Below are 14,263 nucleotides of genomic sequence, written 5' to 3' on the forward strand. Positions count from 1 at the left end.
TGTTGGCAAGTGCCATTTTGTTACACAAACAAGTCTTGATTTGTGGCGGCGTAAAACTGCAGTTTTACGCCGCCACATCCTGCACTTTCATCCTGCCACAAACAAGTGTAAGGGAGCGATAGTTGCTGCTGCACGTGAGCCTCCAGTGCCAGAAACATTAACGAAGACATTGATACACCCGTTCGCTTAGATTTGTTCATGAACCATTCATAAACCTCTGGAGTGACTCGAATGTTTACACGCTTTAATTCTTCTGTTGTCATTTAAACAGCACCTCTAAAGCATCATTGTGAATCATTATAAACATCATATCGATATCATAACTGTGATCAAAGGGAAAATCAACCATTTTGTACGCAGTGAAGAGTAAGTCTGCCCCCTTCTCCCCATCCTAATTTTGGTATGTGCTTCCCTAAAGTTGTTATGTCGCTATGCTACGTTAGCGCAATAATGGTGCTTGATGTACGTCCAAAAAGGTCCGTTATAGGGAATCCAAGTTCTATATCATTCCATCACATCGACCATGTCTTCGATTCTTTACGGTGAGTTAGCGACAGATCGAAAGAAACACAAGGCTATTGTGTTTCCAAAGATAGAGCAAAAGACCCAGGAGAAATCTCCCCGGTCTTTGTTTGCCGTGCGATACTATTTATTAGGCCGATAATAGGTGTTTAGTCACCTTTTGAGTAGTGCCACGTCTACTATCGGAATTATCTACGACACATGAGCCTTATTTTAGGTACGCTCCCTTAATCCGTTTTTTCTTATTGAAGAACTTTCCTCAAGCCATTTTTGAGCAAATAGGCTAAATCGTTTTGATATTTCCAACTGACTTTCCGCAGTTGTGTAATCGGAATCTGTCACATTCTCAGCCCAATCCAGTAGGCAACCCTCTTCCGTTCCTAGAAGCTGCCGTTTCAAATCCGCGTATGTGACTGGCATAGTACCTGTTCGAATAGCAACAAAATTTCTCAAAGCCCATTTAAGCATGTATTTGGCATTTAATTCCTTCAGGAGCCTTAGCTTTCGCTCATTGGTTTCCCAATGATAATACTCCCGCGATCTCGCATATAACCCCATTGTACTAGCAACATCAGCAAGGTTCTGCGCATATCTCGCCTTGGTTGGGGAAGGAAACGGGTTTGTGCCTAAGAGAACGACGTGACAGTCAGACATCATTGCCATCAATTCTGTCGGTTCGGCTGCGATTTCGGGTAAATCAACAACATTAGCGCACCCCAAAGGTTTGAATGAAACGGTTGCAGTATTTATCCAGTTCTTCTTGAGTTGTCGGATATGGTGGTTCCCCCTCGACCCGAATACCCATATATAATCCCTCCCTAGCTATAGGGCGCACTAAAGGTACAAAAGGTTCGTACCACTTTTGTGAAACAGAAGATATTTACCTTTTTTAGTAGTCATAATGAACGAGGCCGGCCTCGTTCATTATGACTATAATACTCACTAAAACAAAAAGACGAGGGTCAAATTCACCTCATCTGAATTTCCTTTTTTTCAGTTTTGCATCATGATGACATACTGAATGAGTTCAACGATAGCAAATAAGTCCCGATGGAACCCATTTGTAGCCCGATCCATTCCATGAATGGCGTTGGGCGGATGAACATGAAACGGTTCGGTTTCAGTTTGATACCGCCTATCTCCTCCATGTTCCTCACTGCCCCACGCCAATTTCTTAGTTCCATCTTCACTTTCCCACTGGTAATGATAGAAGAACTTCTTCAAAACACGCCGTTCCGTACAGCGTAAGCGACTTCCGTCTGTGAATTTAATCGTGCGGCGTCGGCTGGATGAATCCTCTGAAGACGAACCTCCGTCCCCTTTTTGGATTGACACAATTGGATTCCCAGAAAAGACATCTTCGAGGAGACCGAAGTCGGTAAACTCTTCTGGTGGTGTCTGTAATCGACTCCGAATTTTGTTCCAGTGACTGTTCTTACCGGCCATGATCCTCTTCCAATGCACTCAGCAAAAAACGCCATTCAGCGGCATCCCGTTGTTCATCCGGCGTCAAGGTCTCCTCATGACGATTCCCGAAAATTTTCTCGTACTTACCACGGTAGAGCTGCTCAAAGTGCATCAACTGCTGACGAGCATTTTCCAATTCTTCTGCTTGTGTGACTCGATTTTCGGAACGGCATCGCCGTTCCGCATTGCGTACCACATCACCGACACGCAAAGTTCTCCCATCTTGAGTTTTCCAAACCGCATCTGCCGGAATTACTACTCTTTTATTCCTCTCTTCTTGATAGGAAAGACTAATTCGACCAGTCTGTATCCACTTGCGAACGGCAGGTATTGACACACCAAAGGCGCGCGCGACTTGTCCTGTTGTAAACACCATTCCGGGTGTAGTCGCAGCACTGTCCGCTACTTCCGTTACAACTTGATGCAACCGAGTACGCAATTCCTCGGGAGGCATTACTGGAGCAGAAGCAGCCAATTCTCCATATGCCCCTGTCATTGTTTTCAAATGAAGTGCTTCCATGGGCTCCATTACAGTAGCCCGTTGCACAAGGTTGTATAAAACAAGGTACACGGCTCGGGCCCGTTCAGGATTACGTCTTGAGAGATCATCAACGAAATTATTCAATTCCGTGACGGCAAGATCCCGTTCCAGTTTCTCGATCATCCATTTCACCTCTTGTCACCTCCATTCTAAGGGCTTGTGCCCAAAAGTGCAACCAACTAAAACCTTATTGTCATGCTTATGCAACTGAGGTGAACCGATATGCAACTAAGGGCAGTATCGACCACCAAAATGGGCTCTATTCCTTAAACGTGGAATATTCTTGCTGTTTCACCTGCTACAACCACTATCACTGAAGTGAACCTCGACAGTGACAATGAGACTTTACATGGGAAAGGGGACCCTTTAGGGGATATAGAATATCGGCAGTCGTATTATGTTCGAGCGCTTGGAACTGGGAAGCAAAAAAACATACACATCGTGAGTTATCAGCTGTCTTAACAATTCAATATTTTGTATGATGATATGCAGTAACATCTCGCGGACATCTCAGCTGTTGGAACTTAAACGCTCGGTCGTACGAATTATGTCGGCAATACATCGTTACACGGAGGCCATGATATGGCGATATTGTGTGTAAGTTATGATCTTCATAAGGCCACAGAAGAGGACTACAAACCTCTTATTGAACACTTAAAAACTTATAAAACTTGGTGGCATCACTTGGATTCAACTTGGTTTATCAAAACAGATATTTCGGCGGAAGATGTACTAAAACGCTGTGTAGAAAGTATACCTGGCAAGGGTAGCATAATAGTCTTTGACGTCGGTAACATGTGGGCAGCTTCTGGATTCAAAGACCGCGCATATCAATGGTTGTGGGAAAATTGGCCGGAGGAGTAAAAATGGCTACAGTTGATATATCAATGGCATCGGCGATTACATGGTTTGGTCTCTTTTTGACGTTGGTTGGTTTAGCATTAACCATACTTGGATTGATATCGAACCACCAGGCTAATAAGGTCATGAATCAGATGAAGATGGAAGTTAACAATATGGAACGGGCAGTTAAGGATTTGCAGAGTGGTGCTTTACAACAATTACTCCGTCAGCATGACAAAATGGTAAATAGAGACTTAGGAGATTCTGATCGAAAAATCGCTACTAGTCATATGAAAGAGAGTGTTCAGAGCTTAAATACATCGTCGAATGATGTAGATCCAAATGAAGAAGACTCCGATTCAAGCTCTAATTTTTAGTTTTAAATAATATGCGAGACACATTGTATATCATTTACGATGACATAATGCAAGAACGAAAGAAACACAATGCTATTGTGTTTCTTTCAGGAAAACGCCGGAATCCCATGTGACACAAGGGGTTTCGGCGTTTTTTGTACTGTACTGTTTTTCAAGCTTAGGCTACAATGAAACATAATCATTTAAACGATATGGATGTGTTTCTAAATGGAATTCGTGGAACCGATTCGCGACAAAAAGAAAATTGAAGCCATGAAATTGATGCTTCGCGGAAGCAATTTGCGTGATTACTGTCTGTTCGTGTTGGGGATCAACAGCGGGCTGCGCGTGAGCGATCTTTTGCGGTTGAACATCGAAGATGTTCTCAGTGAGAGAGGGAAAGTGCTGGATCGAATCACGATTCGAGAGAAAAAAACGGGAAAAACGAAGACTTTTCCAATCAGCAACAATTCAAAGAAGGCCATTGAGGAGTACCTAGAAAAACGAGCCTCATATTTACGTTCTGAGCCGCTTTTCGCCTCCCGGAAGGGAAATACCCATATACAGAGGGTGCAAGCCTGGAAAGCCCTAAATAAGGCCGCTAAAGCGGTGGGGATAAAAGACCGCATTGGAACACATACGTTACGCAAAACATTTGCGTATCACGCCTTCAAACAAGGGCAGGACATTACACTGTTACAGAGGCTGCTGAATCACTCAGCACCATCCATCACGCTTAGGTATATCGGGATCACGCAAGATCAGCTTGATGATGTGTATTTGACGTTGAATTTATGAGACGCAAGAAGACACCGAAACAAATATACTAAATATCGAGGTGTTAAATGTGATTAGGCTTTTTAAAAGTTTATTTTCACCAAAGGTACTGGTCTATGTAGCACAAAATGATGAGGATTATTTTCGAATTCTCAGGAAATTAGACGACTGTAACGTTAGATACTCAGTGAAAAAACCAATGAATTTAAACGGACCGTCGGGTGGGTGGACTTCTAGAGACACGCAAATTAGCTATAACGAGATTTATGTGAAAAAAGAAGATGAATATAAGGCGTTAATGGCTATCAACCCTCAAAACACATAATTCCCATATATAAGTTAAATAATATATTTTATAGTTTTAATTCAGGAAGTTTACACAAAATTATTGACAGACCCTTGGTTACCTTCCAAACCGCCACCATGGACGACGTTTTGATTCCTCTTTCGATTGTTGGCTCTCTAATGCCGAAGCTTGTTCCTGTAAAGAGCGAATCTCCTCCATTAGGCGCAGTGCATCCGTCAATTTCGCGTCTCGTTCTTCCGTTTTCCGTTCTTGTTCCTCTAGTCGATTATCAATAAAGTCACGTAATTCTTTGTTTTCCTCCCGCGCTACCCTAATCTCCTTTATTAATTCCTCTTCTCGTTGTTCATGACGTTGTATAGACTCCCTTATATCTGATTGAACAGACTGTAAAACATCTAATAACGATTGATCACGCTCGTTTAGATACTGATCCATCACACGCACTAAAGAGGCCATGTCTACTGTACGATCGACTTTGACCACGTCTTGAACTTCAGCTGCGGTTTTTATCTGGTAAGCAGGGATAAAGTACTGTCGACCATACGGGCTATCCTGTAATTCTGCCTCTAGTTTCCCGTCCTTAATCCACCTACGAATAGTCTGAACCGACACACCAAAATGTTGTGCAGCCTCTTTTAGAGTCAAGTGATCATTGTTGGGCACCCTGTTCACCTCGTGATATGGAGTCTGTAAAACACCTATAAACATCATGTTCATGCACCCTATTCATTGTATAGGGTGTCCCTGATAAAAGAAATAAAGCGACGGTTAAACGGTCAGATAAAATCACAAACTACAACCCAAAAGGAACCCGGATGAGAGTAAACAAATTGGCTATATGTATAGAAGCTAGTCTGTTTATCACTAAATACAGACTGTGGATTTGATGGACAACCCAAAAGCAGGGTTGACCACAAGCTCCACAGTCACGATACAGGGGAAGCCGCTTCGCTCCTCCCCTCGGCCTACGGCCTCACCCCTCCCACTCATCCTCCTAAAAGATTGAGATAGATTGATTTTTACTCCTTTCAAATCCATAACCTACTCATCGCAACACCATGCACTGCGTGTTGCACGCGCGCAGGATAAATAGATGTGCGCACATCTAAAAAACCCCGTTATCACGCTGGTTTTGCATGGGTTTCATAACACCTCACGATGTGCATAGACCCGTTTTTCGTTGCTACCACTGCATTTATCGTGGGTTTCACATCTTTTTAGAACATGTAAGGGAAATTAAGGAACACCAAATCTCGTTGACGCGGCTTTACAAAGGTATCGAATCACACTCTTCTGTTTTTTCCTACCTACCCTTGGTGAATGTTTGGTTGAGAGGAGATAAGCGCAGCGTCCCCTGCCCTGCCTTTAAATCAGAGCAGAGAATATCTACCCTCGGAGCCATGCCCCGGCGGTCGTCGATACCCTTTCTTCGCTTATCGTCTCCTTGGACGGACACCCCAGGTCTGCCTTTACGTGTCCCAGGTCTCTCTCCTGGTTTTGCTGCACTACCTCACTTACACCTGTTCCCTCTGATAACGCCTCTTGGGGCTTCCTAGCCAACTCTCTGCCGGCTAGGTTCAATCAGTTATGTATTCCACGGTTTCCAGTGGTGGGCACAGATGTATCACAGGACGGTCACTACAGGTTGGCCAACGCTCTTCTAGCGTCCCTTGCCGGACGGTCTCCCGTCTCACCCTACAACCTGTAGCTCTTCTGGGCGAGCAGTGGCTTAGCCTTTAACGCCACCCTCCCGTGTCCTCTGCTCGGGCGTTCTCCACCTTTGTTCTTCACCCACGGGGTGGTCACCATCCACTACAGCTCGCCCTCGATTCAGACGCCTGGTTTATCCATGTCCCTACTGCTTGTCCCACCGCCTGGACTAGACACTTGGCTCAACGATCGATATGACCGGCAACCAAAAAGCCCTGCACCTCCGACTTACGGGGTACAGGGCTCTAATTTCTCATGAGTTAATGCTTGCTTCCGCTTCCAGCAATATATAGTACAGTCATGTACTTTTATAGTTGCTGCAACTTGCATTCGTAAGGTACAATGGCCCTAGAATAGCAATGCCAGCGGACGCGTGCATACGCCTGATACCGGTTGTGTCGGTGGTCAGAAAAGTAGGAGGGTCCAATCTCCTACAGTCCTGCTGGCTTTTTGCATTGTCCGATATTTAGTTAATCGATCCAATTCGACAATCCACAGGAAACTCCTGCAACGTATAAATTTATCTTTAAGTCATGCGAGTTTTAATCCTCGTTTTTCTCCACGATGAAGTATTTTATAGAGTGCTTTGGAATCAAAATCTTCCCTAATTCCGTTTCTACAAGTAGATCGTATCGTCCATATTCGAGTAGTTTACAATTCCAGATCTCGCCATCCGTAAGCACAACATCAAAATACTTGGCTTGTTTAAGAGCCAATTCCCCCATGGTGTCAGGATTAGGCTTTTTAGGCTTTGTGGGGGGAGTTTTATCACTTGTCTGAAGATCCGTTGTCAAGATGGTTCCCTCCTTTGCTCACCTTGATGATTCTCCCTTGTGTTCTAGATTCCTTTTGATGAATTCGAGCATTTGTTTAGAGGCTATCTAGTTTAAATGAACGATGACGGTTAAAAAGGGCGACACCTTCTTGTCGTAGTTCTGAATAAACTTCACTTGGTGCCTTGTTCTTATTTTCCTCATAAGCAGCTAACGTCTCCAGTGTCTCACTAAGTATCATTGCTACATCCACACCGACAGCTGCAATCATGGAGGCGATCCGATTCTCATATTTCTGAAAACGGTGCTCCATCGACTTTTCAAACATTTCTTCTGCAGTGTCTCGTTGCTCCATTAGGCAATATAGTTTAATTGCCTCATTTACGATTTCCTGGCGCGTTATCCTAGGGTTTATTGCCTTCTGTTTTGCGTGGTATTGTTCTAACAGCTTGTCCACTCTCGGTTCTAAGTTAAAGTTCCTCTTCGGCATAAAAACACCTCAATCTCTCTAAATAAACACCTATTTTACGGGTTAAACTGCGCTTATCTCTCTATATAGTACAATAAATCTCTCTAACTAAGCCTTGCATAGCAAGGCTTTTTGAGTGTCGGAGAGACACTCTTTATCCTGCACTACGTGTCCGTGTGGCAGCTCTTACGGTGGTTTCTGTTCGTACCGCTACTGACAAGTATAATTGTGGTATCATATACGGTATCATAAGAATAAGGTGAAGAGATGAGCCGATTTGAAAAGCTGCTGTTGAGCATGAAGCAAAATCCAAGGAACGTATCCTTTGAGGAATTAGACAAAGTACTCAAGAGATACGGATTTCAGCGTAGGAATCCTGGTTCCGGTTCAAGCCACTATACATATGCCCACCCCCACTGATGGACATTCTAACCGTTCCTAAAAGCCGTCCTGTAAAGGCGGTATATGTAACAGTTGGATAGGGAAGGTGATTAACATGCATCAGAAATATGGAATTGTCCTAAAACCGATGGGTTCAGAGGATGGCGGTGGATGGGTAGCTACTGTTCCCGATCTACCCGGCTGTATGGGCGATGGAGAAACGCAGGAAGAAGCACTCAGAGATGTCGAGTCAGCCATTGAAGCATGGATTCAACATGCTAAAGATTTAGGACGGGAGATCCCGAAACCGAAAGGACTTGAAGATTACAGCGGAAAATTTACGCTTCGCCTGCCTAAAATGTTGCATCAAGAACTGGAACAACGATCAAAACAGGATAATGTTAGCTTAAATCAAACTGCGGTTTATCTGTTGGCATACGCTCTCGGAAAAACCGATCAAGGCAAGGTAAAGAATTAAAACATTTTCACGGTAAACCGTTTACTCTAAAGCACGGGAACAGTCACCCCAAGCAGAGACACCATTGAATCATTTTTTTCGATTCGATGGTGTCTCTGTTTCCATGGGGGTCTGGGGGCGATAGCCACCAGGCAGGGTTTTGGATACAGCCGATATACGCTCCAAACTAGGAATTAGGCTGGATGGAATATCCAAATTATACACAATGCAATGAATTCTCCTATGTTAAAGTTCACCTGCAAAATGACCTCCCTAGAATCCCTTCTATGACACTCCGATGCCTCGGACATAAGGTGACACCCAAAAAACCAGAGCACGCTCCTATGGGCCTTTATGGGCGTCTGCGGACGTGTTTTTCAAATTGCATGGACATTTTACCCCCATCCAAATCACGCGTTTCGTTCTTCCATGTCCTTGACTGATCGGTGTATGATGAAAATGATCACTAATAAACTAATAATCCGTGTAAATAAGAAACACATTTTCTGTTTAAGGAGGCATACGATATGGGAACCCTATTGACGAAATCGCGTCGATCGGAGGGAATTCATATGGATGCAAAGCCTAAAGTCATCAGCGTCTCTAAAGGCCGTCAGATTACATTGCCGATACAGTATTATCGTGAACTTGGGATTAATGACGAAGTGGAATGTTTATTACGGGATGACGAAATTGTCATTCGTCCCGTTCGACGTGGGGATGACTTCTCAGAGGAAATCCTCAAAGACCTGATTCAACAAGGTTACAGTGGGGATGAGCTCTTAGCGGAGTTTCACCGGCTGCGTGCAGGGATTCGTCCGGCCGTAAAACAAATGCTGGATGAGGCACATCAAGCTGCAAAAGACATGAACCCCAGCATCGCGCCAGAAGAACAGCTTGCTGAGTTGTTTAGTGACGACAGCGGCGAACAGGGGGCTTGATCCCCCTGTTACCCTTTAGCAAGCGTCCTCCATTCGAACGATACATCAAGAAAATCGTTGAAAAACCTTTGAAGAATCTGTTTCAGCAAGCTGTAATACATATCCTAACGAATCCGTATAGTGGACAAGCTAAAATTGGTGATTTGCAGGGATTTTGGGGATATGACATCAAGTACAAAGGTACAAGCTATGAAATTGCCTATGTGATCATTGAAGATGATGAAGGAACACCCCAATCCGTTGTTCTTTATATGGCTGGAACACGTGAAAACTTCTGGGATGAAATTAAAAAGTACATACGCTAAAGCACGGATACAGTTATCCCAAACAGAGACACCATTGAATCATCTTTTTCGATTCGATGGTGTCTCTGTTTCCATGGGGATCTGGGGGTAATCGCCACCAGGCAGGGTTTGGGACGGCAGGCCCAAATATCTCTTGGCCGCACCACGCTGCTTTTGATAACGACGCAGGAGGAATTCGCACGACGTTGACGAACGTCAACGTGTAAGTGCACCCTGCTCTGAAACGCTTCGCTTTTTTTGAGCGGGATTTCGTGAAGGAGTGACTCAAATGGCATCTACGCTGCCTCCGCTTTTGAGCATTGCAGATTTACAAACTCGATGGGATTGGACTCGCCAAGGCATTCATCGACGAATGGAGCTTGATCCCGACTTTCCTGAACCCATTATGACCGTCTCGAACGGAAAGATTCGTTTGTTTTTGGAGAGTGACATCGAGGAATATGAGAAGTTAAAACCGTGGACTACAGACAAGTACTGGCGTTCTCGTCGCCCCGCTTGGATTTACGCAAATCATCCTGAAAACATATCCGAATAAAGCCCCCGTAATTTACCGGTCACCATTTTTCACCCACCCGAATTTCATCCTCACTCATCATCAATCTTTGTTCATTTCATCACTAACCCTTACGTATAACCACACAGCCTAAAACCCCATACACCAACGCTTACTCGCCGCCCCGTTAACCCCACTACTGTGGGGAGAACAGTGGTCGAGGAAGGGAGTCGCGGGACGATTTTGCCGCGACTCCCTTCCTCGAAGGCGGGAAAAACGTTGGTGTTAATGGGGTTTTTCCCACTCATCAAAGTAGTCACAAACCGCATCCAATGTATAAATCATAATTTGAACACTTTAGATTTATACAATTTAGATTTAGTCACCTTAGAATTAGTCATTTAGATTTGAACATCCAGATCTACAATCACCACTCATCGTCTGGCCTAACGTCCAAACGGATGGGTGGGGTTGATCGCAGTTAGAGAGGACTTTTAATATCCTCCTACTCCTGCGCCGCCACCCATTCCACCGCCAAATGCAGGAACGAGTAAGAAGAACAGAACAAAGATGATTAGGAACACGACTGCCCATTGCGTATATCCGCCAAATGCACCCACGATAATTCCTCCATTCTTTTTGGTACGTATCTTGTAACGTACGTTTGATACTCGCAAAGAGGGTGGGCAAGGTGTTTACGGGACGTAAAAAACGCTCTCCGGTTATGGAGAACGTTGATCAGAGCGATTCGAGTTACAGAATGTGCATCCGTTTTTCTTCTTCGTACAACCGCTCATTAACGAATTGTTTTAGTAACGTCTGATAACCTTTGTGCTTCATTTCGGCGACTTTTTGCAAGCGTTCCAACGTGTCCGCGTCCATTCGTAGCGTTATTGTTTTAGCGTCCGTCCGTTTCGGCGGCATTTCCGATTCGTCCAACGGTTTAGCGTTCAGCAAGAAATCCTCGGTTAGTTCGTGGGTATCCCAATACTCGGCTGATTCCTTGTCCGTCATGTTTTGCGGAACCTCGTTCGGATTATTTATCGGCTTCATGCTCATTATCGGTTCCTCCTACGGAAAGCGTGTTTTTCTTGGTCGGTTAAGTCTCTGGCTGTGATTACTCGATATTTTCCATCGCGGATTGCATAGACGACAAATAACATCCGTCCATCCTCAGTCCGTCCTACAACGCCCTTTTTGCCCTTATCATGCACGTCGAAACCTAAGCGATTAGGGTCGGACATGGCTTCCTCGACTTCGTAAGGATCCACGTCATGCCTTGCAATATGTTCTTCATTGTCTGCATCCCAGTCAAATTCAAATTGAGGTGGCATGGCGTACCTCCAACACTGTTCAATATTACGATTGTATTTATTATTGTATTTACACTTGTGAATTTATTCAAGCCACACCAACAGATATGGAGAACTTATTTTTATGTTTCATTCGAGACTAATGCAAGAAGTAACAAAAAACTGTGGAATCACTTGTCGAACAAGTGATTCCACAGTTTTTTTAAATGAAACATATTTCATTTATGTTGCTTTCAAGTGAAAGTCCGAGTACTTTATCTTCCAGCTCGCCTGGTACAATCATTCTGGATTTCTTCTGTAGGTATGTTCAAAAACTTGAATGATTGCTTATTCCCGATGTCCTGATCTTTTTCACCAGGCTGATAACTGTTTTATATGCAACGCTGTTCGGCACAAATAGATTTAAATCTATAGGTCCCTTATATACTTCTTCCGCGTCATCTCCAGCATTCAATTCCCCGGACATTGGCTCACATAAGTACGATAGATAAATTTGCTCTGGATTGTATGTCCCTAAGAAAGATCCTATATATTGTACAACTCGTACATCTAATCCAGTCTCTTCTTTGACTTCCCGAACAGCTGCTTCTTCAAGCGTTTCCCTTTGCTCAACGAATCCAGATACCAGCCCCCATGCGCCAACGGGGAAATTCTTATTATTGCGAGTGTAAACAATATGGCCTTGTTCATCTCTTACAGCAGCTATTACCACAGGAACCGGAGGATTCCACCATTCCCATTTACATTTAGGACAAATCTTCATTGCCCCATCCGGATTTATATTTAATTGAAGTGGTCCCCCACATTGACCGCAAAAGTTCAAATTACCCTCTCCTTTCAGTCCCCCTCTAGTCAAAGTCCGCTAAGGCATGTTACGTAACCTTGAATCCAGAACTATTATCATTTTACTTTTTTTCGGAATAAACCTGAAAGACCTTCAAGTTGACTAACGACTGAACCGGTAGTTGTATCTAGATAGGGAGGAAACATCGTAATTACAGTATCACAATGTGAACACTTTACAGAAAACAACTCCGTAGGGGCGTTGAGAACACGTACGCTCTCCATCTCAAATGTATCATTGTCGCATTTTGGGCACTTGGACATCTGGTACTCCTCCTCGTCCGATATCGAATTTTACGTTAACTAGGTGTAATTCCTTTTTCACCAACCTTTGTAAACTTACCCTGAGCACCCTGAACAACCGCAAGAAATTCAGGATCCTTGTGAACTGGTTCAAAGAAGGCGGCACTTAAGAAAAACTCTTCCATAGCATGAAGTGTTGAGGAGCGCGGGTCATTAACGGCTCTCTTAAGCTGGTTAAGCGCCCCTTCATAATCGTTACGCCCTTGTAAAAGGGCCCCAGCGTAATACAGACGTGTCATGGCGTCTTCACGAATTGATAGCGCATTCTCACAAGCACTGATGGCTTCATTTCCAAACCCGTTATTTAAAAGAAATAGACTGAGATTATGATATACGCTATACAAGGAATCTACATAACCTTCGTCATCATTCGCCAACTTCTTTACATCATCGGAGAACGCAAGAAGTCGATTCAATGTTTCATTTTGTTTTCTTTCTTCCCCACTGTCCCGATAAATTCGTAGCATTCTACCGAAAGCTACTGTTGCGGCTCCAAAACCAGATTTATACTTTATGGCGTATTTTTCGACAAGCCACAAAATCTCCTCATAACAGACAATGGACTCATCGATTTGTCCTTCATCTTCTCTCACCCAGCTTAAAGTGCATAGATATGACAGCGCAATATTGTATGTGTCCGCATCATCAATGTTTAAAATGTCCAACGATTGATACAAAGGTACACTGAGTTCAAGCCAGTCCTTGAGTTGCCCACTTCGTTGCCAAGAATGCGTCATTGTACTATCGGCTAGCGACCAAAGGCGTCGCCGGGGAGTCACTTCTTTTCCAAACTCAGTAATACATCGACGGTGAAAGGAGACGGCTTGCGTATCAGTTTCGACCCCTTCTTTCTGTGCCCACAATGCGTACGTGTCCACTAGATAATGGCACGCTCTAAACCTCTCTTCGGGATCGGGAGTTGCCGTCATGTAATCTTTTAAAAGCTCAGTGGTTCTATCCATGTTGCCAGTAAAGCTCCAAACATTTTTCAAAGCCCAAACAACGGATGACTCCTTAAGTCCCATCTGATAAGCGCGCCAGAGTTTCTCCGCCGAAGTGGCCAAGCGACCATCATGATTGTTAAAAATCCCCCGGTCTAATTCCTTATCTAAGCAGTTGAGATCTGTAATAGCCTCGTCTCGAAGAACCTTCGCCACGGTTAAATCCATATCCATCACCTTTATCTCAATGTTCTGAAATTAATTCACAAAGATATCCAACCGCGACATGGGATTGTGTTGCGGTTGGTTCAAAATCTGCTTAACGTTTTTTAGTGTCATTTTCAGATACGATATAAGGCACTTCAGAAGAGGCATTTGGTCGAATCATCTCTCGACTAATTACAGATGTCGTAGTGTTGTTTTTCGCAAGTGAAAAGTGCAAAGAATCGCGGCCAATTTGTGCATAGCACCGCCACACCGTTTGCGGAAAATTAAGACGAAATGGTAGACAGCGCGTGGCG

Annotated in this window: 19 protein-coding genes; 7 read left to right on the forward strand and 12 right to left on the reverse strand. The window is 44.0% G+C overall.

What is annotated here, in order from left to right; all coding sequences use genetic code 11:
• Window positions 1-20: 20 nt before the first annotated feature.
• From ACFSB2_RS02130 to ACFSB2_RS02140, 3 genes are all read right to left on the reverse strand, one after another.
• On the reverse strand, window positions 21-263 hold the full coding sequence (locus ACFSB2_RS02130; RefSeq protein ID WP_377940935.1) for a hypothetical protein: 243 nt from the start codon (window positions 261-263) through the stop codon (window positions 21-23).
• Window positions 264-1,515: 1,252 nt separating this feature from the next.
• Window positions 1,516-1,968, reverse strand: a complete 453-nt coding sequence (locus tag ACFSB2_RS02135) for a toxin-antitoxin system TumE family protein (RefSeq protein ID WP_377940937.1) — start codon at window positions 1,966-1,968, stop codon at window positions 1,516-1,518.
• Entirely contained in the window at window positions 1,958-2,662 is a 705-nt protein-coding gene (locus ACFSB2_RS02140) for a MerR family transcriptional regulator (protein ID WP_377940939.1), read from the reverse strand. The genes ACFSB2_RS02135 and ACFSB2_RS02140 overlap by 11 nt, the downstream gene beginning before the upstream one ends.
• A gap of 450 nt (window positions 2,663-3,112) precedes the next feature.
• Between ACFSB2_RS02140 and ACFSB2_RS02145 the strand changes: the two genes are divergently transcribed.
• From ACFSB2_RS02145 to ACFSB2_RS02155, 3 genes are all read left to right on the forward strand, one after another.
• Window positions 3,113-3,394 (forward strand): hypothetical protein, encoded by a 282-nt coding sequence (locus ACFSB2_RS02145; protein ID WP_377940940.1) that lies wholly within the window; start codon window positions 3,113-3,115, stop codon window positions 3,392-3,394.
• A gap of 2 nt (window positions 3,395-3,396) precedes the next feature.
• On the forward strand, window positions 3,397-3,750 hold the full coding sequence (locus tag ACFSB2_RS02150; RefSeq protein ID WP_377940941.1) for a hypothetical protein: 354 nt from the start codon (window positions 3,397-3,399) through the stop codon (window positions 3,748-3,750).
• Window positions 3,751-3,957: 207 nt separating this feature from the next.
• Entirely contained in the window at window positions 3,958-4,527 is a 570-nt protein-coding gene (locus tag ACFSB2_RS02155; RefSeq protein WP_377940943.1) for a site-specific integrase, read from the forward strand.
• A gap of 382 nt (window positions 4,528-4,909) precedes the next feature.
• On the opposite strand, the gene ACFSB2_RS02160 is transcribed toward ACFSB2_RS02155, so the two are convergent.
• The 3 genes from ACFSB2_RS02160 to ACFSB2_RS02170 form a co-directional block, all read right to left on the reverse strand.
• Window positions 4,910-5,476 carry a helix-turn-helix domain-containing protein gene (locus ACFSB2_RS02160; protein WP_377940944.1) on the reverse strand — a complete coding sequence of 189 codons (567 nt, stop codon included), beginning with the start codon at window positions 5,474-5,476 and terminating at the stop codon, window positions 4,910-4,912.
• A gap of 1,589 nt (window positions 5,477-7,065) precedes the next feature.
• Window positions 7,066-7,317 carry a hypothetical protein gene (locus ACFSB2_RS02165; RefSeq protein WP_377940947.1) on the reverse strand — a complete coding sequence of 84 codons (252 nt, stop codon included), beginning with the start codon at window positions 7,315-7,317 and terminating at the stop codon, window positions 7,066-7,068.
• Window positions 7,318-7,393: 76 nt separating this feature from the next.
• Window positions 7,394-7,786 carry a hypothetical protein gene (locus ACFSB2_RS02170; RefSeq protein WP_377940949.1) on the reverse strand — a complete coding sequence of 131 codons (393 nt, stop codon included), beginning with the start codon at window positions 7,784-7,786 and terminating at the stop codon, window positions 7,394-7,396.
• A gap of 475 nt (window positions 7,787-8,261) precedes the next feature.
• Here ACFSB2_RS02170 and ACFSB2_RS02175 point away from each other — a divergent pair, with 475 nt between their 5' ends.
• The 4 genes from ACFSB2_RS02175 (at window position 8,262) to ACFSB2_RS02190 (ending at window position 10,384) form a co-directional block, all read left to right on the forward strand.
• On the forward strand, window positions 8,262-8,624 hold the full coding sequence (locus tag ACFSB2_RS02175; protein ID WP_377940950.1) for a type II toxin-antitoxin system HicB family antitoxin: 363 nt from the start codon (window positions 8,262-8,264) through the stop codon (window positions 8,622-8,624).
• A 506-nt stretch (window positions 8,625-9,130) separates the two neighbouring features.
• Entirely contained in the window at window positions 9,131-9,544 is a 414-nt protein-coding gene (locus tag ACFSB2_RS02180) for an AbrB/MazE/SpoVT family DNA-binding domain-containing protein (RefSeq protein WP_377940951.1), read from the forward strand.
• On the forward strand, window positions 9,541-9,849 hold the full coding sequence (locus tag ACFSB2_RS02185) for a type II toxin-antitoxin system RelE/ParE family toxin (protein ID WP_377940952.1): 309 nt from the start codon (window positions 9,541-9,543) through the stop codon (window positions 9,847-9,849). Before ACFSB2_RS02180 ends, ACFSB2_RS02185 begins: the two co-directional genes overlap by 4 nt.
• 268 nt (window positions 9,850-10,117) lie before the next feature.
• A complete protein-coding gene (locus ACFSB2_RS02190; RefSeq protein ID WP_377940953.1) occupies window positions 10,118-10,384 on the forward strand; it encodes a hypothetical protein in 267 nt (88 codons plus the stop codon).
• 452 nt (window positions 10,385-10,836) lie between these two features.
• Here the strand turns inward: ACFSB2_RS02190 and ACFSB2_RS02195 are convergent, their stop codons facing one another.
• The 6 genes from ACFSB2_RS02195 to ACFSB2_RS02220 all read right to left on the reverse strand — a co-directional run.
• Entirely contained in the window at window positions 10,837-10,962 is a 126-nt protein-coding gene (locus ACFSB2_RS02195; protein ID WP_377940959.1) for a hypothetical protein, read from the reverse strand.
• A gap of 133 nt (window positions 10,963-11,095) precedes the next feature.
• Window positions 11,096-11,401 (reverse strand): CopG family antitoxin, encoded by a 306-nt coding sequence (locus ACFSB2_RS02200; RefSeq protein WP_377940954.1) that lies wholly within the window; start codon window positions 11,399-11,401, stop codon window positions 11,096-11,098.
• Window positions 11,401-11,676 (reverse strand): BrnT family toxin, encoded by a 276-nt coding sequence (locus tag ACFSB2_RS02205; RefSeq protein WP_377940955.1) that lies wholly within the window; start codon window positions 11,674-11,676, stop codon window positions 11,401-11,403. Before ACFSB2_RS02205 ends, ACFSB2_RS02200 begins: the two co-directional genes overlap by 1 nt.
• Window positions 11,677-11,962: 286 nt before the next feature.
• Complete coding sequence (locus ACFSB2_RS02210) at window positions 11,963-12,478, reverse strand: NUDIX domain-containing protein (RefSeq protein ID WP_377940956.1); 516 nt, start codon at window positions 12,476-12,478, stop codon at window positions 11,963-11,965.
• Between the two features lie 319 nt (window positions 12,479-12,797).
• Window positions 12,798-13,976: a hypothetical protein gene (locus ACFSB2_RS02215; protein ID WP_377940957.1), complete on the reverse strand. Its 1,179-nt coding sequence runs from the start codon at window positions 13,974-13,976 to the stop codon at window positions 12,798-12,800.
• A gap of 85 nt (window positions 13,977-14,061) precedes the next feature.
• Window positions 14,062-14,263, reverse strand: a 202-nt coding sequence (locus tag ACFSB2_RS02220; RefSeq protein ID WP_377940958.1) for a hypothetical protein, incomplete at its 5' end; no start/stop codon positions are given.

It is taken from the genome of Alicyclobacillus fodiniaquatilis (assembly GCF_042678105.1).
Lineage (GTDB): Bacteria > Bacillota > Bacilli > Alicyclobacillales > Alicyclobacillaceae > Alicyclobacillus > Alicyclobacillus fodiniaquatilis.